This is a genomic window from Micromonospora sp. WMMA1949, assembly GCF_027460145.1.
Lineage (GTDB): Bacteria > Actinomycetota > Actinomycetes > Mycobacteriales > Micromonosporaceae > Micromonospora.
Window position 1 is genome coordinate 4,863,384 of record NZ_JAPZBG010000001.1, and the last position, 25,213, is coordinate 4,888,596.

At 70.3% G+C, this 25,213-nt stretch carries 22 protein-coding genes; 12 read left to right on the forward strand and 10 right to left on the reverse strand.

Annotated elements, in window-relative coordinates; translation table 11 throughout:
* The first annotated feature begins 11 nt into the window (after nucleotides 1-11).
* Together argB and O7607_RS22905 are read left to right on the forward strand one after the other, a co-directional pair.
* On the forward strand, nucleotides 12-836 hold the full coding sequence (gene argB, locus O7607_RS22900; RefSeq protein ID WP_269705229.1) for an acetylglutamate kinase: 825 nt from the start codon (nucleotides 12-14) through the stop codon (nucleotides 834-836).
* Between the two features lie 9 nt (nucleotides 837-845).
* A complete protein-coding gene (locus O7607_RS22905; RefSeq protein WP_269705230.1) occupies nucleotides 846-1,679 on the forward strand; it encodes an LLM class flavin-dependent oxidoreductase in 834 nt (277 codons plus the stop codon).
* On the opposite strand, the gene O7607_RS22910 is transcribed toward O7607_RS22905, so the two are convergent.
* Nucleotides 1,646-4,744: a non-ribosomal peptide synthetase gene (locus O7607_RS22910; protein ID WP_269705231.1), complete on the reverse strand. Its 3,099-nt coding sequence runs from the start codon at nucleotides 4,742-4,744 to the stop codon at nucleotides 1,646-1,648. The genes O7607_RS22905 and O7607_RS22910 overlap by 34 nt on opposite strands.
* Complete coding sequence (locus O7607_RS22915) at nucleotides 4,741-5,511, reverse strand: thioesterase II family protein (protein WP_269705232.1); 771 nt, start codon at nucleotides 5,509-5,511, stop codon at nucleotides 4,741-4,743. The genes O7607_RS22910 and O7607_RS22915 overlap by 4 nt, the downstream gene beginning before the upstream one ends.
* 236 nt (nucleotides 5,512-5,747) lie before the next feature.
* On the opposite strand from O7607_RS22915, the gene O7607_RS22920 reads away from it, so the two are divergent.
* Complete coding sequence (locus O7607_RS22920) at nucleotides 5,748-7,622, forward strand: B12-binding domain-containing radical SAM protein (RefSeq protein WP_269705233.1); 1,875 nt, start codon at nucleotides 5,748-5,750, stop codon at nucleotides 7,620-7,622.
* 126 nt (nucleotides 7,623-7,748) lie between these two features.
* Here O7607_RS22920 and O7607_RS22925 read toward each other — a convergent pair whose 3' ends face one another.
* On the reverse strand, nucleotides 7,749-9,035 hold the full coding sequence (locus tag O7607_RS22925; RefSeq protein WP_269705234.1) for an MFS transporter: 1,287 nt from the start codon (nucleotides 9,033-9,035) through the stop codon (nucleotides 7,749-7,751).
* A gap of 45 nt (nucleotides 9,036-9,080) precedes the next feature.
* Nucleotides 9,081-10,868, reverse strand: a complete 1,788-nt coding sequence (locus O7607_RS22930; RefSeq protein ID WP_269705235.1) for a cobalamin-dependent protein — start codon at nucleotides 10,866-10,868, stop codon at nucleotides 9,081-9,083.
* A 283-nt stretch (nucleotides 10,869-11,151) separates the two neighbouring features.
* Between O7607_RS22930 and O7607_RS22935 the strand changes: the two genes are divergently transcribed.
* The 3 genes from O7607_RS22935 (at nucleotide 11,152) to O7607_RS22945 (ending at nucleotide 12,832) form a co-directional block, all read left to right on the forward strand.
* Entirely contained in the window at nucleotides 11,152-11,373 is a 222-nt protein-coding gene (locus O7607_RS22935; protein WP_269705236.1) for an MbtH family protein, read from the forward strand.
* A 94-nt stretch (nucleotides 11,374-11,467) separates the two neighbouring features.
* Nucleotides 11,468-12,409, forward strand: a complete 942-nt coding sequence (locus O7607_RS22940; RefSeq protein WP_269705237.1) for a hypothetical protein — start codon at nucleotides 11,468-11,470, stop codon at nucleotides 12,407-12,409.
* Nucleotides 12,410-12,541: 132 nt separating this feature from the next.
* Nucleotides 12,542-12,832: a hypothetical protein gene (locus O7607_RS22945; protein WP_269705238.1), complete on the forward strand. Its 291-nt coding sequence runs from the start codon at nucleotides 12,542-12,544 to the stop codon at nucleotides 12,830-12,832.
* Here O7607_RS22945 and O7607_RS22950 read toward each other — a convergent pair.
* The gene (locus O7607_RS22950; protein ID WP_269705239.1) at nucleotides 12,824-13,606 is read right to left on the reverse strand and encodes a transposase family protein; all 783 of its coding nucleotides are present in this window, start codon (nucleotides 13,604-13,606) and stop codon (nucleotides 12,824-12,826) included. The two genes, O7607_RS22945 and O7607_RS22950, sit on opposite strands and share 9 nt — an antisense overlap.
* A 349-nt stretch (nucleotides 13,607-13,955) precedes the next feature.
* Between O7607_RS22950 and O7607_RS22955 the strand changes: the two genes are divergently transcribed.
* Nucleotides 13,956-14,261, forward strand: a complete 306-nt coding sequence (locus O7607_RS22955) for a HEAT repeat domain-containing protein (protein WP_269705240.1) — start codon at nucleotides 13,956-13,958, stop codon at nucleotides 14,259-14,261.
* Nucleotides 14,262-15,279: 1,018 nt separating this feature from the next.
* On the opposite strand, the gene O7607_RS22960 is transcribed toward O7607_RS22955, so the two are convergent.
* The 4 genes from O7607_RS22960 to O7607_RS22975 all read right to left on the reverse strand — a co-directional run bounded on the left by O7607_RS22960 (nucleotide 15,280) and on the right by O7607_RS22975 (nucleotide 19,897).
* A complete protein-coding gene (locus O7607_RS22960) occupies nucleotides 15,280-16,722 on the reverse strand; it encodes a GH1 family beta-glucosidase (protein WP_269705241.1) in 1,443 nt (480 codons plus the stop codon).
* Nucleotides 16,719-17,618: a carbohydrate ABC transporter permease gene (locus O7607_RS22965; RefSeq protein ID WP_442929500.1), complete on the reverse strand. Its 900-nt coding sequence runs from the start codon at nucleotides 17,616-17,618 to the stop codon at nucleotides 16,719-16,721. Before O7607_RS22965 ends, O7607_RS22960 begins: the two co-directional genes overlap by 4 nt.
* A 10-nt stretch (nucleotides 17,619-17,628) precedes the next feature.
* Entirely contained in the window at nucleotides 17,629-18,561 is a 933-nt protein-coding gene (locus tag O7607_RS22970) for a carbohydrate ABC transporter permease (protein ID WP_030500465.1), read from the reverse strand.
* A 64-nt stretch (nucleotides 18,562-18,625) separates the two neighbouring features.
* On the reverse strand, nucleotides 18,626-19,897 hold the full coding sequence (locus O7607_RS22975; RefSeq protein WP_269705242.1) for an ABC transporter substrate-binding protein: 1,272 nt from the start codon (nucleotides 19,895-19,897) through the stop codon (nucleotides 18,626-18,628).
* Between the two features lie 266 nt (nucleotides 19,898-20,163).
* Between O7607_RS22975 and O7607_RS22980 the strand changes: the two genes are divergently transcribed.
* The 3 genes from O7607_RS22980 (at nucleotide 20,164) to O7607_RS22990 (ending at nucleotide 22,465) form a co-directional block, all read left to right on the forward strand.
* Nucleotides 20,164-21,177, forward strand: a complete 1,014-nt coding sequence (locus tag O7607_RS22980; protein ID WP_269705243.1) for a LacI family DNA-binding transcriptional regulator — start codon at nucleotides 20,164-20,166, stop codon at nucleotides 21,175-21,177.
* A gap of 326 nt (nucleotides 21,178-21,503) precedes the next feature.
* Nucleotides 21,504-21,887: a VOC family protein gene (locus O7607_RS22985; protein WP_269705244.1), complete on the forward strand. Its 384-nt coding sequence runs from the start codon at nucleotides 21,504-21,506 to the stop codon at nucleotides 21,885-21,887.
* Nucleotides 21,884-22,465: a GNAT family N-acetyltransferase gene (locus O7607_RS22990; RefSeq protein ID WP_269705245.1), complete on the forward strand. Its 582-nt coding sequence runs from the start codon at nucleotides 21,884-21,886 to the stop codon at nucleotides 22,463-22,465. Before O7607_RS22985 ends, O7607_RS22990 begins: the two co-directional genes overlap by 4 nt.
* Before the next feature lie 7 nt (nucleotides 22,466-22,472).
* On the opposite strand, the gene O7607_RS22995 is transcribed toward O7607_RS22990, so the two are convergent.
* Nucleotides 22,473-23,177 (reverse strand): hypothetical protein, encoded by a 705-nt coding sequence (locus O7607_RS22995; RefSeq protein ID WP_269705246.1) that lies wholly within the window; start codon nucleotides 23,175-23,177, stop codon nucleotides 22,473-22,475.
* 335 nt (nucleotides 23,178-23,512) lie between these two features.
* On the opposite strand from O7607_RS22995, the gene O7607_RS23000 reads away from it, so the two are divergent.
* Together O7607_RS23000 and O7607_RS23005 are read left to right on the forward strand one after the other, a co-directional pair.
* Complete coding sequence (locus tag O7607_RS23000; RefSeq protein ID WP_269705247.1) at nucleotides 23,513-24,100, forward strand: hypothetical protein; 588 nt, start codon at nucleotides 23,513-23,515, stop codon at nucleotides 24,098-24,100.
* Nucleotides 24,097-25,206: a BtrH N-terminal domain-containing protein gene (locus O7607_RS23005; protein ID WP_269705249.1), complete on the forward strand. Its 1,110-nt coding sequence runs from the start codon at nucleotides 24,097-24,099 to the stop codon at nucleotides 25,204-25,206. Before O7607_RS23000 ends, O7607_RS23005 begins: the two co-directional genes overlap by 4 nt.
* Nucleotides 25,207-25,213 lie beyond the last annotated feature (7 nt).

A 25,213-nucleotide genomic window follows, 5' to 3' on the forward strand; every position in this document is an offset into this window, starting at 1 on the left:
GTGGCCGCGCGATGGGCGTGACCGTGGTGAAGATCGGCGGAGAGGTCCCGGCCGGCCCGTTGGGCGTCGACGTGGCGGCGCTCACCGCGACCGGGGCCCGGGTGGTGGTCGTGCACGGCGGCGCCGCGGCCATGGCCCGGCTGGCCGGGCGGCTCGGCGTCGCCCTGCGCGAGATCGTGTCGCCCGACGGCGTGGTCACCCGGCGGACCGACGCGGCGACGCTGGAGGTGCTCACCCTGGCCCTGGCCGGCGACGTCAAGCCGGCTCTGGTGGTCGAACTGGTCCGGCACGGCGTGCGGGCGGTCGGGCTCACGGGGCTGGACGCCGGGCTGGTCCAGGCGCGTCGCCGCGCCGCGGTGCGTGCCACCGTGGACGGCAGGACCGTCGTGCTCCGCGGCGATCACAGCGGGCGGATCACCGGCGTCGACGGCGATGTGCTGCGTACCCTGCTGGGCGCCGGCCTCGTCCCGGTGGTCTCGCCGCCGGTCCTGGCTGACGACGGCACCCCGGTCAACGCCAACGCGGACCGGGTCGCCGCGGCGATCGCGGTCGCGCTCGGCGCCCGCCGGCTCGTCTTCCTCACGGCGTCCGGCGGCGTACGGGCCGACCCGGACGATCCGGCCAGCGTCCTCGCCCGGTATCGGCTGCCGGCATCGGGGAGCCGACCCGGCGCCGGCATCGGTGGCGGGATGCGGATCAAGTTGGTCGCGGCGGCCGAGGCCCTGGCCGGCGGCGTCGCGTCGGTGTCGGTCGGCGAGCATCTGCTGCCGACGGTGCGGGGTGACGCCGGAACCCTGGTACGACCGCCCTTGTCTCCCGGCCCGGACGGGCTCTAGGTTCGACAGATGTATACGGGGATCTATGTCGAGACGTTCGAGGAATGCGCCGATGTTCGCCTGCTCGCCCAGCTGGCGGTCGAGGCCGAGGCGGCCGGCTGGGACGGGTTCTTCATCTGCGACCAGCTGATCTGGCCCTGGGCCGACGACATTGTCGACACCACGGTCGCGCTCACCGCGATCGCGCTGCGGACCGAGCGCATCCGCTTCGGTCCGCTGGTCGTGCCGCTGCCCCGGCGTCGCCCGGCGAAGGTCGCCCGGGAGTACGCGACCCTCGACCGGCTCAGCGGCGGCCGCCTCGTCTTCGGGGCCGGTGCCGGTGGGTTCCCCGAGGAGTTCGGGGATCTCGGCGAGGCGACCGAGGACGCCACCCGGGCCGCGATGCTGGACGAGGCGCTGACCGTGGTCACCCGCCTGTGGTCCGGCGAGACCTTCGACTTCGAGGGCGCCCACTACCGGGTCCGTCGCACGCGTTTCCGCCCGACGCCGGTGCAGCGTCCCCGGATCCCGATCTGGATCGGCGGTCAGTGGCCGCGGCGGGGGCCGGTCGCCCGCGCCTCCCGGTGGGACGGCTTCGTGCCGATGAAGCGGGACGGCTCCGACATGACGCTGGACGACCTGCGGGCCATCGCTGCGCGGCTGGACCTGCCGTCCCGCCCCGGGTTCGACCTGGTTGCCTACGGCGCCGAGCCAGACCTGGCCGGACTGTCCGAGGTCGGCGTGACCTGGTGGGTGCACGCTCGGCCGCCCTGGGCGGTGTCGGTGAGCAAGACCCGCGACCGGATCGCGGCCGGGCCGCCCCGGATCGCTCAGCCCGGCGGAGCGTCGCCCTCGGCCAGGTAGGCGGCGACCGCGCGTACGGTCCCGCGCCGGTAGAGCTCGGCCAGGGGGACGCCGGCCCCGCGGGCGTCCAGCTCCGCGACCACCCGCAGCGCGGTCAGCGAGTCGCCGCCCAGGTCGAAGAAATCGTCGTCCAGCCCGATGTCGGGACGGTCGAGCGCCTCGCGCCAGACCGCCGCCACCAGCTCCTGATCTGCCGTCAGGGGTTCGGGTGACGGGGCGGGCGGCGCGTCCGGCACCGTGGGCAGCGCCGCCCGGTCCACCTTGCCGTTGGCGGTCAACGGAAGCTCGGGCAGGCCGACCAGCACAGCCGGCACCAACGGGGCCGGCAACCGGTAGCGCACGTGGTCGAGCAGGGCCGCAGTGGTCACCGGGTCGAGCGCGGTGCCGGCCTCCGGGACCACGTACCCGACCAGCCGGAGACCGCCGGCGCCGGAGCGGGGCACCACGACGGCCGACCGCACCAGCGGGTGCTCGCGCAGCGCGGCCTCGGTCTCGCCCGGCTCGACCCGGATGCCGCGAATCTTCAGCTGGTCGTCGTGGCGGCCGAGGAACTCCAGCGCGCCGTCGTCGAGCCAGCGGGCCAGGTCACCGGTCCGGTACATGCGTTCACCCCGTACGAACGGATCGGCCACGAACCTCTCCGCGGTCAGCGCCGGGGCGCCCAGGTAGCCACGGGCCAGGCCCGGACCGCCCAGGTAGAGTTCCCCGGTCACGCCGAGGGGCACCGGGCGTAGCCGCACGTCGAGGAGATACCCACGCATCCCGGGCAGCGGGCGGCCGATCGGTACCCGGTCGAACGCCGTGCGCCGCGAGGCCGGTCCGGCCACCGCGGCGATCGTGCACTCGGTGGGGCCGTAACAGTTGAGCGTGACGCGGTCTGGTGACGCCGCCCGGGCCCGGGCCCGGGCCACCAGGTCGGGATCGACCCGGTCGCCACCCAGGCCGAGCAGCCGAGGACCGGCCGCGATCGCCGGATCCACCCGTAGCAGCGTGGCGAGCAGCCCGGGCGTCATGAACATCGCGGTCGAGTGGTGGGCCAGCCAGCGGTAGTCGTCCGGGTCGAGACGTTCCTTCGGCGGTGCCAGCAGCAGCCGGCCGCCCGCGCACAGTGTGCTCCACACCTCGTATCCGAACGCGTCGAAGCCGGCGGACGAGTGGACCGCCATCACGTCTTCCGGGACGGGCGTCATCGGGCTGCGCGCGGAGGTGAAGTTCACCAGCCCGGCGTGGGTGATCGAGACGCCCTTCGGTCTGCCGGTCGAACCGGAGGTGTAGGCGACATAGGCGAGGTTGGCCGGGTCGACCCGCACCCGGGGTCGGTCGGTGGGGCCGTCGACGGGCAGTGCCGTGCCGTCGGTGACCACCAGGGCCGGCCGCGCGTCGGCCAGCATCCACCGGCGCCGCTCGGTCGGCTCGGCCGGGTCGAGTGCCAGGTAGGCCCCGCCGGCCTTGAGGACGCCGAGCAGCGTCACCACCAGTTCGGGACCGCGCGGCAGGCCGACGGCCACCAGCCGGTCCGGACCGACACCGCGGGCGACCAGCGCGTGGGCCACCGCGTTGGCCCGGGCGTCGAGCTCCGCGTAGGTCATCACAGCGGTTGCGGTGACCAGCGCGGGCGCGTCCGGGCGGCGGTCGGCCACGCTCTCGATCAGGGTGTGCAGGCCAGCGGGTGGCTCGGCGGGACCGGTGACGGCCAGCTCCGTCACCAGCCGGCGGCGTTCACCCGGACCGCACACGTCCAGGTCGGCCAGCCGGGCCCCGTCGACCACCGCGCCGGCCAGCAGGTTCTGGAACCGTTCGGCGAGCCGTTCGACCGTCGCCCGGTCGAACAGATCGGTGCGGTATTCGAGGTACCCGGAAAGCTGCTCGCCGGTGTCGTGGAACAGCACGTTGAGGTCCAGCGTGGTGCTGGGGCCGATCGGCGTCGGCAGCACCTCGGCGCGCAGGGTCGGGAACTCCACGCCGTGCTCCGGGATGGCCTGGACCGAGAACACCACGGAGAACAGCGGGTGGCGGCCCGGCTCGCGGCGGGGCGCGAGGTCGCGGACGAGCCGGTCGAACGGCACTGCCTGGTGCGCCATGGCGTCCAACGTGGCCCGTCGCACCAGAGCCATCAGGTCCGCGACCGTGTCGCAGGACGCCATCGGCAGCCGGATCGGCAGCGGATTGACCAGGAGCCCGATCAGGTCGACGGTGTCGGGCCGGTCGCGGTTGGCCAGCGGCACGCCGACCACCACGTCCTCCGTGCCGGCCATGTGGGCCAGCAGGCGGGCGAAGACGGCCAGCAGTGTCACGAACATCGTGGTCCGGTGTCGGGTGGCCAGCCGCCGCGTCTCGTGTGCGAGACCCGGCGGAAGCGTGAACGCGTAGCCGGCGCCGTCGTAGCCGCGCACCGGCGGGCGCGGCCGGTCCAGCGGCAGCTCGAGGTCGCGGCCGCCGTCGGCGAGCCGGTCCCGCCAGTGCCGCAGCAGGTCGTCAAGACGCCCATCGCGCAGCGTGTCGGACAGTTCCGCGGTGTAGCCGGAGAAAGTGATCGGCAGCGGCTCGAACGGGCCGGGCACACCGGCCAGCGCCGCCTCGTAGGCGATCGTCAGGTCCCGCCACAATACGCCCATCGACCAGCCGTCGATGATGACGTGGTGCAGCGTCAGGAACAGCCAGCTCTCGTCGTCGGCCACGGTGAGCAGCAACACCCGCCACAGTGGGGCGCGGCCGAGGTCGAAGATGAACTCCTGCGCATCGCGAAGCCGCTGCCAGGCGGCCCGCTCCCGCTCGCCGGGCGGCAGCTCGCGCAGATCGTGGTGCTCGAGGACCGGCGGCAGGCCGTCGTGGATGACGAGCGCGGCCCGGCCGTCCACGAGCCGGATCGCCGACCGGAGCATCTCGTGCCGCGCGGTGACCTCGACCAGTGCCGCCCGCAGCGCGCCGACATCCAGGTCGCCGCGCAGCCGCAAGCCGCTGGCCAGGGTGTACGCCGGGCCGATGTCCTGGAGGTTCTCCTCGGCAAACACGCGCTGCTGGGAGAACGACGGAGTCGCGTACGACCAGCCGGGCGTCTCGTTCACGGCACACCGACCGGCAGGCCGAGCCGGTGGCACACGATCCGGCTCAGCTCCGGCCCCTGGCTGGTGAGATAGAAGTGGTTGCCCGGCAGGCGATAGAGAGCATGGTCGGTCCGCGAGACGCCGGCCCAGCCCGCGAGGTCGACGACCACCGGATCGTCGGTGCCGGCCAGCGCGGTCACCGGCGCGTCCACCGTGACGTCGGCCAGCGAGGTGCCGTGCAGCAACCGCAGGTCCGCTCGGAGGATCGGCAGGATCAGGGCGGCCAGTTCGGCGTGGCCGTACCGGAGCGCGGCCGCCGGGTCGAGTATCGCGAGCGACCTGAGCAGGTCCTCGTCGGTCGCGGTCGGCGGCGCGATCAGTCGGGCGTCGGTCGGCCACGGGCCGGTGCCGAAGTGACCGGAGACGAACAGATGGCGGACGGGACGGCCGGACTGCTCCAGCGCGCCGCACAGGCGGGTCGCGAGGACCGCACCCATGCTGTGGCCGAACAGCGCGAGGTCGGTCAGCCCGGCCCGTCCGATCACCGTGGTGAGGTCCGCGACCAGCGCGTCGAGGCTCTCCGCGAACGGCACGCTCATCCGGTTCTCCCGGCCGGGCAACTGGATCGGCAGCACGTCCACGTGCGGGGTCAGGTCGCGCAGCCAGGTGCGGTAGCTGGACGCCGCTCCGCCGGCGTGGGGCAGGCAGAGCAGCGAAATCCGGTCGGGGCGGGTCCGCAGTCCACCGAGGAACCAGCGGGGCATGTCGTCCCCGTCCTGCGCCGACATCGCCCTCCCCGCCCGGTCGATCGTCTTCGGCGAATCTATGCCACGGCCGGACAGGCTGGCAACCTTCGGCTGACGGACATCGATGAACCCTTTCCAGCGCGCCGGAGTTGTAGCATGCTGGATCCGTTGCCGTGCCGTTCACGACGGCGACCGGAGCTTCGACCAACGGGGGACGGTGTTCGAAGACAATGGTAACTGCTGCGATCAGGTCCACTCTGGCCGTGACGCTCGTCGAAATGGCGGCATTCGAAGGGATCACACCGCTGGCTTCGGGCTACCTGTCCGGCTACGCCGCACTGGATCCGACGATCGCCGAGGCGTGCACGTTCTCGATCTATGACGCACCGGTCACGAAGGGCCGGGCGACCATCCTCGACGACCTGCTCGAACGCGGCGGCGACGTGTTCGGCTTCAGCTGCTATGTGTGGAACATGGGCCTGGTCCGCTGGCTGATCGACGCGCTGCTGGCGGCCCGGCCGGAGGTGCAGGTCATCATCGGCGGTCCCCAGGTGATGGGCCACGCCACCGAATACGTGGCACCCGAGCGGACCAACGTGGTGGTGTGCGACGGCGAGGGCGAGAAGTCGTTCCAGCAGTACCTGCTGCAGCTGCTGCGCCCGAAGCCCGACTTCGCGCGCGTGCCCGGGATCAGTTTCTGGCGGGACGGCCAGCTGGTCACCACCGACCGGCCCGAGCGGATCAAGGAACTCAGCGAAATTCCCTCGCCGTACCTCGGCGGGGTGTTCGAGCCGGGCCGTTACACCTACGCCATCCTGGAGACCAATCGCGGCTGTCCGTACAATTGCGGGTTCTGTTTCTGGGGTGCGGCGACCAACTCCAAGGTGAACCGGTTCGAGACCCAGCGCGTCCTCGACGACATCACCTGGATCAGCGAAAACGGCTTCATGATGCTCTATATCGCCGACGCGAACTGGGGGATGGCTCCCCGCGACGTGGAGATCACCCGGCATGTCGTGTCCTGCCGGGAACGCACCGGCTACCCGCTGATGATGGGCATGAACGCGGCCAAGAACCGCCCGGACCGGGTGGCCGACATCACCCGGCTGATGGTCAAGGGCGGCATGCTCACCAGCCAACCGGTGTCCCTGCAGTCGATGGAGACCGAGACGCTGAAGCTCATCGAGCGGGCTAACATCCGGCCGGAGACCTACACCGCGCTGCACCGGACGCTGCGGGAGCAGGACATCAGCTCGTTCACCGAGATGATCTGGCCACTACCCGGCGAGACGGTCGAGTCGTTCCGCCGCGGGCTCACCGAGCTGTGCCGGGCCCGAGCCGACATGATCCTGGTATACCTGCAGCTGCTGCTGCACAACACGCCGATCTACGAGAACCGGGAGCGGTTCGGCATCACGGTCCGCCGGGTGCCCGACCCGGCCGCCGAGGCGGACGTGGTGGTCGCCACCAAGTGGGTGACCGAGGAGCAGTACGACGAGGGCGTCGCCCTGTACTACGCGATGCAGAGCCTGTACAGCCTGCGCGGCCTGTATTTCCTGGCCAACCACCTCGACCGCACCGGTCAGCTCTCGTTCGGCGACCTGTTCAGCCGCGCTTCTGCCTACTTCGCCACGCGGGCCGCCGACTCGCCGATCTGCCGTTTCATCGCCGACTCGGTACGCGAGCTGGGCAACTACTACCTGCTCAACAGCGGCCGGCACACGCACATGCTCCTGCACGGCAATCGGGACGAGTTCACCCGGCTGCTGCGCGACTTCGTCACCGGGCAGCCGTTCTGGTCCGACCCGGATGCCCGGGCGATGTTCGAGCTCGACCTCGTCGCCCGCCCGTACGTGTACCGGGAGGGCCCGACACTACCCGACCACGAGTTCACCGAGCTGCGCGTCGACCTGCGCGACGACGGGGCGGTGGAGATCGACGGTCCGGCCGCGATCACGGACGTGCTGCGCGCCCTCGATGTAGCGCCCGATCTCGGCGACGGTCCGGTCCTGATGCGCCATCCGTTCCGGCGCAAGCTACCTTTCCGGGCCGGCCAGCCACTGGACGACAACATCGCCTACTGCCAGGGCATGACCGTGCACCTACGGATGATGTTGCCGGAGTTCTCATCGGTGCCGGCGCTGACGCGCTGAGCCGGGGGCCGGCTCAGCGCGCCGACGCGGGACCGGCAGCACGAGTGTGACCCCGGCGAACCGCGGCCGGCCGGGCCGCGGGCGGACGTGACAGGGCCACCGCGCACTGCGGTCTCGCCGCGCCGGTCACCTGTCGGCGTCGGCCCCTCCCGCCACGGCCGGCTCTCCGGCCCGGCGGGCGTCCGCGGTCTCCGCCGAGTCCTGCCCGGGCGCGACCGTCGTGTCCGCCGCCTGCGTCCCGGCCACGGCCGGTGCGTCCGCCTGGGCCGTCTCCGGATCCGGCGCAGAGGGCCGGACGAGCAGCGACAGCGCCGCGCCGAGGGCGGCGGCGCAGCCCGCCACCACGAACGCGACGGTCGTCTCCCCGCCGGCCCGCTGCACGAACTGACCGGTCGCGGCGGTGCCAGCGGCGTAGCCGACCCACATGAACGTGCCGAGCCAGGCGAACGCCTCGGCCCGGTACCGCTTTGGCGCCGCCTCGCCCAGGATCACCTGGTGCAGCGTGTCCCGCGGGCCGCCGGCCAGGCCGATGCACAGGATGATGAGCGCGAACAGTGCGATCAGGCTGACCTGGCCGGCGAGCACCAGCAGGATCGCGCCGGCCAGGTGGAACACGGCCAGTTGGCGGCCCGGTGCGGCGGCTCGTGGCCGGGCGCCGTAGATCACGCCGCTGATGACAGCGCCCAGGGAGCCGAGGCTCAGCAGCGCCCCGCCCAGGGTCTGCGTGCCGAGGTCCGCGGCCGCGGCCGGCACGCCGACCACCATGGACCCGAACGCGAATGTGTCGCACACGATGATGCCGAGGAGGATGAGCACCTGCGGGTGGGCGAGCGGGCCGAGGTAGTTGCGCGGCTCGGACTGGTCCGGCGGGCGGCGGTCGCGCAGGCTGGGCACATTGACCAGCAGCAGGACCCCGCAGAGGAGGGACAGGCCGACGATCCCGACGATGACGGTGGGGGGAGCGATCAGCAGCAGCCCCGAGACGAGGAGCGGGCCGCCGACGAAGAGTGATTCGTTGAGCACCGCGTCCATTGCGTAGGCGGTCTGCAGCCGCTCGGCCGGGACCAGCGACGGCCACAGGCCCCGGGTGACCGGTCCGGCGGGCGGCGTGGTCGCACCGAGCAGGACGGCACACGCGATCAACACGCCGACCGGTGCCTTCGCCTGCAACGCGACGATCGTCGCGGTGTACCCGATGACGTTGCCGGCGAGCCAGGTGAGCAGCACCCGCCGGGCGGGGAGGCGGTCGACCAGGCGGGCGGCGATCGGTACGAAGATCGCCAGGGCGCCGGCGTAGCCGGTGAGAACGAGACCGCCGGAGGCGTACGAGCCGGTCGCGGCGACCACGGCCAGCAGGAGGCTGAGGGCCAGCATGGGTGCGGCCAACCTTGTCAACAGCAGAATGAGCGCCATCGAGCGGACCTCACGGATGGCAAAGAGTTCCCGGTAGGCGCGCATTTATCCTCCAATGGTGGCCGGAACGGCCGTCCACTCCGGCAGGATCGACCGAATCTGGATGGTCATGCCGTCGCAGTAGGCGATGTTGTCCTGTAGCGGCTGGTTGGCGTGGAACGGCATCTTGCGCCGGTACGGGTGCCTCAGCAGCAGCGGCCCGTTCCCGGACAGTGGAACGCTGTCCAGGTCGGCGAGGATCGCCACGGCCGCCGGCGGCGCCGTGACCTCCATCGAACCGTCCGGCCGTGGTGCGACCCGCAGCTCGGTGAATGCATAGTCGGGCAGGGACGGCTTTTCCCGGTACACGAACGGGCGCGCCAGCAGGTCCAACTCGAAGAGGGCGCGGGCGTCCGGGTCGGACCAGAACGGCTGCGTGCGGACGAACCCGGCCAGCAGCCGGGTGTATTCGGCCCGCTCGCCGTGCAGGAGCATGTGCAGGTAGGTACCGCTGTTGAGCAGGTAGTAGTTGCCCAGGTCTCGGACCGAGTCGGCGACGAACCGGCCGATCGGCGAATCCTCCCGGTGACCGGCGAGATACCGCGCGGCCGCGGCGAACAGCTCGTCGAAACTCATCGCCCCGGTGCGGTCGAGGTAATTGGCCAGATAGTAGAGGCCACGCAGACTGTAGAGGCCGTGGACCGCGTAGTAGAAGGCCACGCCCTCGCGGTACTGCTCCTCGGTCACCCACTTGGTGGCGACCACCACGTCCGCCTCGGCGGCCGGGTCGGGCACCCGGCGGACCGTGATGCCGAACCGCTCCCGGTTCTCGTAGATCGGCGTGTTGTGCAGCAGCAGTTGCGGGTATACCACGATGGTGCCGCTGCGAGCGCGGCACAGCTCGGCGATGCCCTTGCGGAACGACTCTACGGTCTCGCCGGGCAGCGGCCAGATCACCTCGGTGTAGGAGCTGATGTTCTGCCCGCGGAGCGTCTCCTGCAGAGTCGTGTAGGTCGCCGGGCGGATGTTGTCCCGCTCGATGAGCTTCAACACGCCGCTGTCCATCGACTGCAACGACACCGGCTGGCTGGTCAGCATGCCGCCGTCGACCAGCAACCGGGTGATGTCCGAGACCCGGTCCGGCTTGTTCTTGGCGGCGCTCATGCCCATCATCAGCGGGTAGCCGGTGCGCTCCCGGCAGGCTACGACATGCCGGGTGATCTCCACGTCGCGCGGGAAGATGCCCCAGTTCGCGTCGGCGATGTAGAGCACGCTCAACTCGTTGTCGCTGATCCAGGTGATGTCGTCGAGGACGCGCTGGGTCTCGAACCGGTTCACCTTGGAGTTGGTCGCCGCACCCCAGAAACAGAACCCGCAATTGTATGGACAGCCGCGATTGGTCTCCAGGATGGCGTAGGTGTAACGGCCCGGCTCGAACACCCCGCCGAGGTACGGCGAGGGAATTTCGCTGAGTTCCTTGATCCGCTCGGGCCGGTCGGTGGTGACCAGCTCGCCGTCCCGCCAGAAACTGATCCCGGGCACCCCCGACAGGTCGCGCTCGTCGTTCAGCAGCGCCCGCAGGTAGGCGCGGAACGTCCGCTCGCCCTCGCCGTTGCAAACGGCCACGTCGGGTCGGCTCGGCGGCACGTATCGCTGCGCATGGCCCATCACCTGCGGGCCGCCCAGCAGGAAGCGGGTGCCCGGACGCCGCTCGGCGAGCTCGTCGACCAGCCAGCGGACCAGGCCCATGTTCCACACATAGCAGCTGAATCCGTAGACGTCGCTCGACTGCTCGACGAGGTCGGCCAGGATCTGCTGGCGGTCGGCGGTCACCGGCGCGTCGTAGAGGCGCAACTCGACATTGTCCGCGATCTCCGCAACTTCGCGAGCGTAGGCCCAGAGGCATCCGGAGGCCAGGGGAACGATGTTTGCGAACGTCGCCAGCTCGACCAACGTAACAGTCTTCACTGTTCTCGAACTCCCCCGTCGAACACGAATTGTCGATCGTCGCTACTGCCGACCCATTCAGCATGCCCGAGTTCCGCCGAGATGAAAAGGCGCGAGGCTGTTGACACTGGGTCTGACGAGGTCATATGGTGCGGACTTGCTGGTGCTCGCTCGGGCTGGGGAGGACGCCGTGACCAATCCGTTCGATGACGACGACGCCGAGTTCACGGTCCTGGTCAACAACGAGGGCCAGCACTCGCTGTGGCCCATCTTCGCCGACGTGCCGGCCGGCTGGCACGTTGTGCACGGTCCCGGCACCCGAGCGGCTTGCCTCGCCTACGTCGAGGAGAACTGGATCGACATGCGCCCGCGAAGCCTCGTCGACCGAATGAGCGGCACCGGTTCGTCCTGAACGCACTGGTCGCTGCCCCGGGGCGGCGGCCGGCCGCCGGTCAGACCTCGCGGTAGCGCGCCTCGCTCTCGATCAGTTGCCCCGCTGCACGGCGTTGACGTGGGCCGGCCCGGACCGTGGCCTCGGCCGCGCGTTGGCAGACCACCCGATTGTCTCGTCGCTGACGTGGCGGGACGCCCCGCCGGTCGTGGATTTGGCCGTCACTGGTCTGCAGCACCTGTCGCTGGCTGGCGCGGATGTTCGCGAGGTGCGGCTGCCCCGTGGCCTGCACGGCCTTGAGCTGGCCGCAGTGGCCCGGGGCCTGACCGTGTCCGCGGCGGACGACGGCCGATGGCTTCGTCTCACCCTGACCGGCGCCGACGCGGGAACTACGGTTCCTGCCGGCCTGCACGGTGTTCGAGAGGTCGCCCTGGACGGCAGCGGCACCATGTCCGCTGCTGCCCTGGAGGAACTGAAGGAATTGGAGAGCCTCCGGATCTACTGGCGCAAGCCCCCGGGTCACCTGGTCGATGCCGCTGCCCTGGCCAGCTTGACCCATCTGGCCGTTCTCGAGTTTGTCGATGGCTACGGCCTGGACGCGGATACCCTGCCAGACCTGGCCTCGCTGACGCAGCTGAGCATCAGCGGTCTACGCCGATCGATCGTGCCCGCCTTGAAGGCCCGGTACCGCGGCACCGGGGTGCGCCTGGTCATCGAAGGCGCGAAGCCCGATACGTGGCTGGCCGCCAACCTGAACAACCCGTTCCGGGACTGGGTCGACGACGAGGCCCGAGGCGGAGCCGCCGCCTGCAAGGCATACGCCAGCGCGGTCCGCACCATTGACAAGCTTCCGCAGGACCACGGTGGGCGGGCCGACGAAGCTGAAGCGGCCTTGCGCAAGCTGGTCGAGGCGCTCAACGGCATCGACCAGAAGTACGAGATCATCGACACGCTACGCCGAGAGGAAGCCTTCGACGCGTTCGTGGAACTCGCCGCCCGGGCTGAAGTGCCAGCGCATCTGGCCGACCAGCGGTTCGACGAGTGGCGTGACTTCTAACTGACTCCATGCGGGCCTGCTGCCCGCGTCTCCGGGCGATGCAAGATCAGACCAGGCTCCACCGGTATCGGGTTCGCCCGGTTGGATACCCCCAGCAACCGCTATCGCCACTGACGGCGCGGGTTCCATCCGATGTACGACGTCATCAATGAGGCGGGTCTCGGGGCGGATGGAAGGGCGGGGTTGGCCGCCGGCGGGAGAGAGGTCGCCTGGGGGCAGGATGGCGGGGTGGCGGTGGGGTTGGACTGGGCCGGCTTCGAGGGTGCGCTGGTGGACGCGTTGGTGCAGGCCGTTCGGTCGGCCGTCACCGAACATCCCGGCGAACGGTTCTACGCCGCAGTGCTGGACGGTGTCTACCGCGAGACCGATGGTCAGATTACGCTACCCAACCTCGGGATGAACAGTGAGCCCTTTTCATCCTGAGTAGCGGCTGGTCTCGACGCGGTGCAGGACGAGGATGGCCTGCACGATCGCGGTCGCGCGGCGGGGGCAGCAACGCCGTTTGGTCAGGACCTTCCAGCACTTGAGCGTGGCGATGGCGCGCTCGCCGCAGGCGCGGATACGGGCATGTGCGCGGTTGACGGCCTTCTGCCGGCGGGACAGCTTCGGCCGGTAGCGGTGGCGCTTGAACGGCGTGCGCACGCTCCCACCGGCTGCCTGATAGCCCTTATCCGCGAACGTCATCACTCCAGCGCTGGTCAGCGCCTCGATGATGCCGTGAACGCGGGCGGCGCTCAGGTCATGGGTGGCACCGGGCAACGCGGCCGACGCCCAGACCAGGCGACCTACCGCGTCCGCGATGACCTGCACGTTGACCCCATGCCGCTTGTGTTTGCCCGAGTAGTAGGGCCTCTGGTCGGCGACCCGGTCGATCGAAATCAGCGTGCCGTCGAGGATCGCGCACGCCAGCTGGCGGACTCGGGCCATGACGGTAGCCAGGTCGTCGGCGGCTGCGGCGAGCAGGTCGACGGCTTCGCGGACGTAGCGCCAGGCGGTGGCGACGCTGATGCCGAATCCGGCGGCGAGGCGGGTGTAGGTGTCGCCGTTGCGCAGGTGAGCGAGGGTGAGTAGGGCTTGCCGGCCGGGGTCCAGGCGCCGCCACCGGGATCGACGCTGTCGGCGGTGGGTGCGGACGAGCTCGGCGAGGTGGTTCAGGGTTCGGCTGGACAGCGGGATCGTGGCGGGGTAAGACAGCACGGCGAGGCTCCCGGCAGGGGCATCGGATCTTGGTCGACTGCTGTCCTACCTGGAGCCTCGTTCTCATCGATCTCGAGGGCACCTGCACCCGCCGTGACCAGCATGATCACGATGAAAAGGGCTCAGTATCGAGGCGTTGGCGCAGCTTCCCGTCGAGGACCAGGCGGATGTTCGGTGAGCGCAGCCGACTGGGACCACTACGACGACGAGTGGCTTGCCGGAGACCTGGCCCGAGATTGGAGCGGCAACTGACCGCGGAGGCCTGCCGAGGGACAACGCGGCAGTGGCAGGCGACGTTCCGCAGGTACCTTTCAATGCTCGGGGGTATTGCGACATCACTGTCGACGAGGTGGACGAAGCGATCCGCGGGCTGGCCTCGCCACACGTCGTCATCCGCCGGCACGCGGTGTGCGTACTCGGCGAACGACGTCTCGGTGCCACCGTCGCCGGACGAGTCATGCCGCTTCTCGGACAGACCGTCAGCCAGGACCCGGACGCCACCGTGCGGAGGCTGGCAATCCTGTCCCTGCTGTGGTGGCGCAAGGACCCCCACCGGTACGCGAACGTGGTGCGCGAGGCGCTCAACGACCCAGCCGCACAGGTCCGCGAGGTCGCCGCCTACTGGCTGCGGGAACAGGATGGCCGACCGGCGTGACCGCCTTCGTGCTTTGGTGGGGATGGCGCGGACGTCTGTAACGACGGCAGCTCGGCGGTGGTGCTGGTGGCGGACCTCCGCGCCGCGTCGTGCCAGATCAGCGGGTTGAGGTCGTCGGGGCCCGGTGGGCTGGGCAGTTCGATGAGGGTTTTCTGGCGGGCGAACCGTATGGTCACTCGCCACCCTCGATGACCCACCCTTGCCGAGATTCAGCGCCGCGTCGGGGGTTGCCATCGACGCGCCCTTCTCTCTGATGCCACACTGCTAAAATCACGGCATGAGCACCCATGCTGAGCATGGGTGCTGCAAATTTGTGTTTAGCTCCCCCCTCGGACACCAACTGAATCCCAACGGTGCGCGGCAAGGTCAACACTTGCGCGCACCGTTCGCGTTTCCGGGCCGTACGACAGGTGCAGCCCGAGGCTGCGGTAGACCTCCAGTTTGTGTTCCGGCTGTGCGTTCCGCAGGGCGGCCACGAGGTCTCCGAGTTCGCGAATCGCGCCGCCGGTCCCGCGGCGGCGGTTTCTGAGGATTCCTGAACCTTCGACCGCGACGCCGCCACCGCGTGAGGTCCCATTGGCGAGTTGGCCGAGGACGGGCTGAGCAGGCAGCCGCACGAACCTCGTCGACGGAGTCGGTCAGCAGGAGCCGCCGGTCCGGTCCGGGGGCCTGCGTCCACCACCGTGCGAGGGTGGCCCGGACCGGCGGGTCAGGGTCCGTGGCGAGCCGGGCGAGCAGATCGGCCGGTACGTCGTCGCGTTCGGCGAGGTGTCTCCGTACCAGCCTGTCCGGATCGTCGATGAGTCGCTCGTACAACTCGCGGGGCGCGTCACGGGCGCCGACAACCAGGGCAGCCCGGACGGCGGGATCGGCGTGGGCAGCCGGCCGCATCCGGACGGCGTTCGGCAACTGGCGGTTGAGCGCCTGACGGGTCAACCAAACCGACTCCACCGAACCGGGGCGGTTCGTTGCCGGGTGACTGCGCATACCGTTGCCGCCACGAGCCGCGGGCGGCGCTTCAGGTGGAGGTGCGTTCCCGCCACGCCCGCAAGCGGTCACGCAGCCAGTGGTAGCTGGCCTTGGGCGTACGGGATCCGGTGCCGTAGTCGACGTGGGCCAGACCGAAGCGGGGCCCGTACCCGCGGGCCCACTCGAAGTTGTCGATGAGCGACCAGTAGAAGTACCCCCGCAGATCGAGCCGGTCGTCGACCGCGGCCGCACGGGCCGCCGCCGCCAGGTGCCCGGCCACGAACGAGATCCGTTCCGGGTCCGGCTCGGGTCCGTCCCGCAGGTCGGCGCAGCCGTTCTCCGTCACGTACACGGCAGGCAGGCCCGGGTAACGGTCCGCGAGCCCGGTCAGGGTGTCGAACAGCCCTTGCGGCTCGACCGGCCAGCCCAGGTCGGTGGTGGGCAACCCGTCCGGCCGTAGCTGCCGGACCCCGATGTCGAACGCGCTGCGCAGCGCCGGGTCGGGCTGCTCGTACGGGGCGTCGGCGACGTGCACCCGGTAGTAGTAGTTGACACCGAGGAAGTCCAGCGGCGTGGAGATCACCGCCAGGTCACCGTCGCGGCGGAACGACAGATCGCTCACCCCGGCGTAGAGCCGCTCGAATCCGGACGGGTACGCGCCGCCCAGCACCGGATCCGTGAACTGCCGGTTGAGCATGAGGTCCTGCCGATCCGCCGCCGCCCGGTTGGCCTCGGTATCGCTGGCCGGCACGGCGGGGGAGAGGTTGAGCGCGATGCCGACGCGCGCCCGCGGGCCGGCGGCGGACCGGACTGCGGCGACCGCCCTGCCGTGCCCGAGCAGCAGGTGGTGGGCGGCGGCCAGGGCACCATGTCCTTCGGCGGCGCCGGGAGCGTGCCGGCCCTCCGCGTAGCCGACCATCGACGAGCAGTACGGCTCGTTCAGCGTGATCCAGTCCTGGACCCGGTCACCGAGGACGCCCGCCACCGCGGCGGCGTACTCGGCGAACCACTCGGCGGTGTCCCGTACCCGCCAGCCACCCTCGTCCTCGAGCGCCTGGGGCAGATCCCAGTGGTACAGCGTGACGAACGGCCGGATGCCGTGCCCGCACAGGGCGTCGACGAGCCGGTCGTAGTAGTCGAGGCCTCGCCGGTTCACCGCGCCCCGACCGGCCGGCATGACCCGTGGCCAGGCGACCGAGAAACGGTAGGCGTCCACGCCGAGGCCGGCCAGCAGGTCCACGTCCTCCCGCCAGCGGTGGTAGCTGTCACAGGCGACCGAGCCGGAGGTGCCGTCGTCGACGGCACCGGGGCGGCGGCAGAAGGTGTCCCAGATCGACGGCCCGCGGCCGTCCTCGTCGACCGCACCCTCGATCTGGTACGCCGCGGTGGCGGCACCCCAGCTGAAGCCGGCCGGCAGGTCCGGCAGATCCGGCAGCTCGGGCAGGTCCGGCCGGGTTGCGGCCGCGGCGGCGCCTTGGGATGTGGTGGTCATCCCTTCACCGCCCCCTGCATGATGCCGTCGACGAGATGCCGGCCGAGGAGCATGAAGACGACGAGGATCGGCAGCGTGGCGAGCAACGTGCCGGTCAGCGTCAGGGTGTAGTCGGTGGTGTAGCCGCTGGCCAGTGCGGAGAGCGCCACCTGCACGGTCGCGTTGTTCTGCAGCACGACCAGCGGCCAGAAGAAGTCGTTCCACGCCTGCATGAAGGTGAACAGCCCGAGCACCGCCGCGGCGGGGCGGGCCGCCGGCAGGACGATGTGCCAGTACAGGCCGAACGTGCTGGACCCGTCGACGCGGCCGGCCTCCAGCAGTTCGTCGGGTACAGCGCGGCCGAGGTACTGGGTCATGAAGAAGACGCCGAACGCGGTTACCAGCCCGGGCACGATCACGGCGGTGAGGCGCCCGGTCCAGCCGAGGTCGGCCATCAGGATGTACAGCGGGATGATGCCGAGCTGGTGCGGCACCATCGAGGTCGCGATGGCCACGACGAGAAGCGCCTTTCGGCCTCGGAACCGCAGTTTGGCGAAGGCGAACCCGGCCAGGGTCGAGAAGAACACCACGGAGACGGTGATCGAGCCGCTGACGATGAAGGAGTTCACCAGGGCTCGGCCGAAGTCGGTCGTGTCGAACACGCGCGCGATGTTGTCGAAGAGGTGCCCGCCCGGCACCAGGGCCGGCGGCACCTTCGTGACGGCGTCGCTGGTCTGCGAGGACACGACGACGGACCAGTAGAGCGGGAAGACCGACCCGGCCACGACCGCCAGCAGGGCGCCGTAGCTCCAGACCGAGCCCTTGCGTGGGTACCCGAAGCTCCGGCGCCGGTGGGACCGGCGTGGCGGCGGCGAGGGTGTGGTGCCGGTCTGAATGGGGTCCGCGAGGGTGGTCACGGCGTTCTCCTCAGTCCTCGTCCTTGGCGATGCGCCGGGTGAGCAGGAAGTTGATGATCGCGAAGATGGCGATGACCAGACAGAGCGTCCAGGCGACCGCCGAGGCGTAGCCGAAGCGGAACTCCCGGAACCCCTGCTCGTACATGAACAGGGCAACGGTCTGGAACTGCCGGTCGGAGCCGCCGGTGGGCGTCTGGGAGCTGGCGAACAGCAGGGGTTCGGCCATGATCTGCAGGCCGCCGATCGTCGAGATCACCGTGGTGAAGATGATCGTCGGCCGCAGCATCGGGACGGTGATCCGCCTGAACTGCTGAGCCTGCGACGCGCCGTCGAGGTCGGCGGCCTCGTACAGGTGATGCGGAATCGCCTGCATCGAGGCGAGGTAGATGAGGGCGTTGTAGCCGGTCCACCGCCAGGCGACGATGAACGAGATGGCCAGGTGGGAGCTCCAGGTGTTGGCCTGCCAGTCGATCGGGCCGATGCCGACGAGGCCGAGCGCCCAGTTGACCATGCCGAAGTCGCGGCCGAACAGCTGGGTGAAGACGATCGTCACCGCCACGATCGAGGTGACGTTGGGCAGCAGCACACCCATCCGTAGCGCGGTGCGGGCCCGCAGCCGGTGGTTGAGCAGGTGGGCGATCCAGAGCGCGGCGAGCAGTTGCGGCACGGTGGACAGCACCCAGATGCTGAGTGTGTTGCCCAGGGCGTTCCAGAAGTACGCGTCCTGCAGCATCTCGCGGTAGTTCGCGAGGCCGACCCAGCGGTGCGACCCGGAGTCGAGCAGGTCCCAGTCATTGAACGAGACGTACGCCGTGTACAGCAGCGGGAACAGCCCGAACGCGCCGAACAGCAGGAAGAACGGCAGGATGTAGAGGTAGGGCGAGCCCTTGGTGTCGAGCCGGCTCAGGCCGGCCCGCCGGGCCTGGTGGAGGTAGGTGGCCATCGTCGATCCTTCGTCGCCGGGAGCCGCCGGCGGTCAGGGGCGACCGCCGGCGGCGCGGGTCGAGTTACTTGGCGAGTCGCTCGACGTCGCTGACCATCTGCTTCCAGGACTCGTCGGAGCTTTGCTTGCCCTGTTCGATGCGGACGAGCGCGTCGCGGATGGTGGTCTGCACGTCTCCGGCTCGCGGGCCCTGGTACTGGGGCTTGAGCTGCTTCGCCGCGGTGGTGAAGAGCTGGCCCACCGGTGCGTTGTTGAAGAAGGCGTCCTTGTACTGGGCAATGTCGGGCTTGTCGTACAGAGCCGGGATGGACGGCAGGTTGCCCCGCGCGGTGAACACCTTGGCCTGCTGTTCCGGGGCGGTCAGCCACGCCGCGAGCTTCTTGGCCTCCTCGGTGTGCTTGCCCTGCTTGGGAACGGTGAGGTACGAGCCGCCCCAGTTGCCGCCGCCGCCCGGGACGCTCGCCACGTCCCACTTGCCGGCGGCGTGCTTCGCCTGGTCCTTGATCTTGGTCATCATCCAGGCCGGACACGCGATGGTGGCGAACTGGTCCTTCGCGAAGCCGTTGTTCCACTCCTGCGAGCTGCCGATCAGCTTGGCCGACAGGTTGCTCTGGATCGCCTTCACCGTCAGGTCCCAGGCCTTTCGGACATCGGGGCTGGTGCCCACGACGATGGCGTTGTCCTCGCTGTAGTACCCGACCGGGGCCTGGCCGATGATGGCGTTGAACAGTTGGCCTCCGCCGTCGAAGAAGGCGCTGCCGGCCGGGGCCTTCGCCGCGTACCGCTTGCCGAACTCGATGTACTGGTCCCAGCCGCTGCCCCAGGCGGCCGACACCTGGTCGCGGTCGAACGGCACGCCGGCCTTCTCGAACAGGTCACGCCGATAGCAGATGGCCAGGCCGCCGACGTCGGTGCCGTACCCGATCTGCTTGCCGTCCTTCGCCAGCGACGCCGCCCACTTCCAGTCGAGGTACTCGGACTGGCGGTCTTTGCCCAGGTCGACGAAGAGGTTGCCCCGCTCGCGCATCTGCGCGATGAAGCCCGTGTCGACGCCCTCGATGTCGCCCGCGCCGGAGCCGGTGGCCAGGTGGGTGATCAGGTCGCGATGATGGTCGTTGTAGGCGGCCGTGCGCTCCTGGATCGTGATGTTCGGATGCGCCTTCTGGTACTCGGCGTACAGGTCCTGGTACCCGAAGTTGCCGAACAGGTTGACATTCAGGGTGATCTTTTCGTTGCCGCCGCCGGAGCCTCCCTCGGTGCCGGTGCCACACGCGGTCAGCAGTACTCCGGCGGCCAGGGTGGCCGCCGCCAGTCGCAACAGTCGTTTTGGGTGCATGCCAGGGAACCCTTTCGTGCGATGTAACCGGTTACCTGAAACCGGTTACATTGTCGGCGAGCGATGGTGGTGGGGGTGGGTGGAGTTGGATGAAGATCGGATGCCGGCCGAGTTGCGGGTGACCGCCGGCGAGCGCCTTTCCTGGGAAGTGTGAACGGGTTCGGCTATGGGGTGTCAAGTTACGAAAAGGTAACGGTCGATGCGGGTTGACCGGCGGACATCGCTGGCGCTACGGTCGTGAAACCGGTTACAGAGAAGGCACCACATTGACCACTATCAGGGAGCTGGCGCGCCGCTCCGGCGTGTCCGTCGCCACCGTGTCCCGCGTCTTCAACACCCCCGAGGTCGTCAGCCAGCACACCCGCCAGCGCATCCTCGACCTGGCCGCCGAGATCGGCTACCTGCCGAACGGGTCGGCCCGGACGCTCGCCACGAAGAAGTCCAACATGGTGGGCCTGGTATGGGACACCGACCATCGCCGCCCTGGGTGGCGCCACCCATTCCTGCAGGAGATCCTCGTCGCGCTCAAGACGGCGCTCAGCGCGCACGGGCTGAACCTGCTCATGCTCGCCGGCCACGACGCGGCGGGGCCCGACGACGGGCAGCGATACGTGCGCGCCGTCCGCCAGCACAACCTCGACGGCGCGGTCATCATCGACAACGGCACCCGGGACCCGGCCGTGCTCGCCCTCGTCGAAGCCCAGGTGCCGTGCGTCGCTCTCGACCTGCGGGTCGACGGCCCGACGTCGACCTACATCACCTCGGACAATGCCGGCGGCGCGGCGCTCGCCGTGCGCCACCTCGTCGAACGCGGCCACCGGTGCATCGCCACCATCACCGGCCCGCTGCGAACCTGGCCGGGAGCCGAACGGCTCGTCGGCTTCCGGGCCGCGCTGGCCGGGGCCGGCCTGCCGCTCGCCGACGGCCACGTCGTCGAGGGAGACTTCTATCTCGACGGCGGTCACGCCGCGATGGACCGGCTGCTCGCCCTCGACGACCGCCCTACCGCAGTGTTCGTCGCCGGTGACGAGATGGCTGTCGGCGCGATGCGGGCGGCCCAGGCGGCCGGCCTACGGATCCCCGACGACATTGCGATTGTCGGCTTCGACGACATCGAGGTGGCCGCGCTGATCCCGCCCGGGCTCAGCACCGTCGCCCAGAACAAGCCCGGCTTCGGCACGGCCGCCGCCGATGCGCTGGTCGCCATGCTGCACGGCGGCGACGACCCGCCCAAGCCGACCGTGCTGCCGACGACGCTCGTCGTCCGCGGCACCACCTGACCCGAAACGCGACGTCGGCGCCGTCCCGCTCTGGATCGTGCTGCTGCTCGCGGTCGGTGTTTCCGGAGCCGCTGTCACCGACCCCGCAACCGGGCCTGCCTCGAGCGTCACACCCGTGCCTGGGCGAGGTCGGGGCCGGCGGTGGGTTGACGGTAGACCTCGGCCTTGTCCGCGGGGTCGGCGTCGCGATGGGCGACGGCAGTGTCGCCGAGGTCGTCACCATGCCTGTGATTTCCGCTCGGCCCATGCGGCGTGGGCTGTTGCCCGCGATCGGGTCAAGATCTGCCGTAGGTGTGGTTTCCGCTGCGGCGGGGTACGGGCCGGGTATGGCGTGCAGAATCAGCGAGCTTGTGCTCGACGCGCATGACCCGCACCGACTCGCGACCTTCTGGTGCGGCGTGCTGGGCTTCACCGTGTTGACGCACGAAGAGGACAGCGTGGAGATCGGCCCTGGTGAGGGGTTCGGCGGGGCGCAGCCCACGATCGTGTTCAACCGTACGGACAACCCCAAGCGGGAGAAGCTGCGGTTGCACATCGACGTGAGCGCCACCGACCAGGATCAGGCGGCCGAGTTCGAACGGCTCCGCGAACTGGGCGCCCGTCCGGTCGACGTGGGGCAGACCGGGGAGGAGACCTGGCACGTGCTCGCCGACCCGGAGGGCAACGAGTTCTGCCTGCTGGACGGCAAGGTGGAGCCGGTGACGTCGTGAGCCGGGCGAAGGGCGGGCGCAGCCGGACCGACGAGCTGGCGTGCCACCCCCTGACCGAGGAGCGCTGGCCGGACCTGCTGCGCCTGTTCGGCGACCGAGGTGCCGCCAACGGCTGCTGGTGCATGTTCTGGCGGCTGCGTCGCAGCGAGTTCGAGGCGAACCGCAGTCCCGGTAACCGGCGTGCGCTGCGCGAGTTGGTGCGGTCCGGCGAGGTGCCGGGCGTACTCGGCTACCGGGACGACGAGCCGGTGGGGTGGTGCTCGGTGGCGCCGCGCGAGGAGTACGGCTCGCTGGAGCGCTCGCCGAAGTACCGCAGGACCGACGAGACCCCGGTTTGGTCGGTAGTCTGCTTCTTCCTGGCCCGGGAGCACCGGGGCAAGGGACTCGCGGCGGCCCTGCTGGACGGTGCGGTGACGTACGCCGGGCAGCAGGGCGCCACGGTGGTGGAGGGCTACCCGGTGTGCGGCGACGACGGCTCGCACTACATGGGCACCGCCTCCCTGTTCGAGAGGTGCGGCTTCACGCAGGTGCGCCGGGTGGACGAACGCCGCGCCGTCTACCGCCGCCAGGTGGGCTGACGGACCGTCACACCGGGCGCAGTCGCCGCTCCCAGAGCTTGTGGTGGTACGGCTGGTGGTAGCGGTGGTATTCGGCCAACTGCGGGTCGTTGTCGACAGTGCGCGCGTACTGCCGGGGCGCGCGGGAGAACCCGCTGCTGGCGGCGGCGGCCTCGTGCCAGCGCTCGGTGCGCTGCCACTGCCGTGGCGTCCCCGGCTGCCAGCGCAGCGCCTCGGCGTCGAAGGGGATACCGACCCGCGCGCAGTACGCGGCCACGGTGTCGGCCGGCCGGTCGATCAGATCGTCGGAGTCGATGACCACGGGCGCCTCGCCGGTCGCCTCGGCGACCGCGTCGTAGATCTCGTGCAGCCGCGCGAAGCCGATGTCGTCGCGGGACACCTCCGGGTTCAGGTGGGCATGGGACTCGATCACCTCCCGCGGGTCCCGGATGATGAACGTGTGGACTCCGTCGCGGAGGAAGGGTTTGTCGTTCAGTAGTTCGGGGTAGTAGAAATCAGTTGTGTCCTTGAAGAAGACGCGCCCCGGCAATTCCTTCAAGGTGGACAGCAGTTCCTTCTCGCTCGTCACCTGACGGTCCATCACGGTTGCAGAACCGAAGTCCATGACGTGTGAGAACGGTTCGTGCAGGACGGCGAAGTCGCCCCTCTCCATCATCATCCGTTCGAACGCAGTGGAACGGCTGCGAGGCGCGCTCCACATGGTGAGCATCATCCGCTCGGAAGCGTATCTGCTGGTAGAGCCCATCGGCGCGGTCCTTCCCGGCTCGTGGTGACCGGTCCCCGGCTGGCGGGCGCCACCCGTCGTCCCCGGTCGGATCAGGGTCGAACCTACTTCCCCCAAGGGGCGCACGCGCGCTCGGAATTCATATTCCGGGTCCATTTACCAGTTTCGCTTACCGGCGTGTGCGCGAGACGTAGCCAGGCGGTCCAAACTCCTTCTGACAGCGACTTGAATGTCGTTCTGTCGCGGCTGTTCACACGTCGCGGCAGCCGTAGCTTCGGATGTGGGTTCCGGCTCGACAAGCCCTCTCGCGGAAGGAGCAGCGGGTGCCGACATCAGCGACCATCGCCGCCCACGTATTGGATCTCGCGTCACACTTCAACAACGTCGGCGCCTCCCGTGCGGAGGACACGAGTGCCGGCCGGTTCAACGTCTGGGGGAACTCCTTCGCCGCCGAGCATCTGCCGTCGGCGGGCAGCCAGGTGGTCGTGGACGGAGTTCCGTTCCAGTTGCCCCCGCTGGGCACCGGCACGCCGGACAACGTGCGATGCGACGGGCAGTTCGTACGCGTGGCCCCGGGCCGCTACGACTGGCTGTACCTGCTCGCCTCGGCGGAGCGCCGGGTCGAGGACGAGATGGCGCTGCACTTCGCGCACGGCGCGGTGGACTTCGAGCCGCTGCGAGTCTCGGACTTCTGGGCGGCACCCGCGACGTTCGGTGAGACCCGCGCCTTCGAGTCGCCCCTCATGCACTACCCGCACCACGTGCAGTTCGGCGTGCCTGCCGCGATGTGGTGCCAGCGGGTGCCGGTGGTGCGTCGCGCCGACCTCACGGCGGTCCGGCTGCCGCACAACATCGCGGTGCACGTCTTCGCGGCCACCCTGGTCGGTCCCGTCGAGCAGGCGAACCGATGACGCCGGCCGCGATCACCACCGAGGACGCGGAGCCGATCGTGCGCGCCGATGCGGCCGAGTCGGCCGGCCCGGCCGGGCGGCGGCCGGTGCAGGCGCTGCGGCGCCCGCTGCTGTGGTACCGCGACCCGCTGAGCTGTCTGCAGACGACGTTCGCCGCGGTGGTCGACGCGGGCGGCGGCGACCCGCTGGAGGTGCTGGGCGCCGGCTGGGAGTTCCGGCACATCCCCGGTGACGTGCGGACCGAGGAGTTCTACCACCCCAGCCGCCATCCCGAAGACCTCGGCCGCAGCATCGCCCCGCACCACCATGTGCGGTCGCGGTGGACGACGCCGGCCGCCGACCGGGATCCGCTGTCCGAACTGGCCGACGAGATCGCCGCCGGACGGCTGCCGATCGCCGCGGTGGACAACTTCCACCTGCCGTTCCGGCCGGCATACCACGACGTACACGCCGCGCACCTGGTCGTGGTCTACGGCGTGGACCTGGCCCGCGGCCTGGTGCTGGTCTCCGACGCGCAACCCCCGGCGTTCACCGGCCCCATCCGCGCCGAGGACTTCCTCGCCGCCTGGGGCTCGGTGAATCCGGCGGACGACCAGGATGCCTTCTTCAGCGCCACCCGCATCGACCGGCGTTACCTGCGGGTCGAGATCGGCGACTCGCGGCCCCTGGACCGTGACGGCCTGCGGGCGGCGCTCCGCGCGAACGTCGACGGGTTCACCGCCGCGCCGGCGTCGGACGGCGGAGCGTGGACCGGTCTGGCCGGGCTGCGCCGCTACCTCGACGAGGTCGTCGCCGCCGCTGCCGCCGGCGACTCCGCGACGGTGCGCGACGTGTACCCCTTCGGCTGGTCGATGCAGGCGCAGGCGTGCCTGCACGGCGAACTGCTGCGCACGGTCGGCGTCGACCGGGTCCTGCCATGCCTGCGCGAGGCAGGCCGGGCGGTGGAGGCGGTCGGACACACCTGGAGTGGCCTGCGCGTCACCGCGGCCCACGGCTGGCCGGCGCCGCAGGCGGCGGCCGAGTCCCTCGAACACCACGGAGCGCGGCTCCAGCAGCGGTACCAGTGCGCTGTGGAGGCGGTCGACCGAGCCGTCGGGCGCCTCTGACCCACCC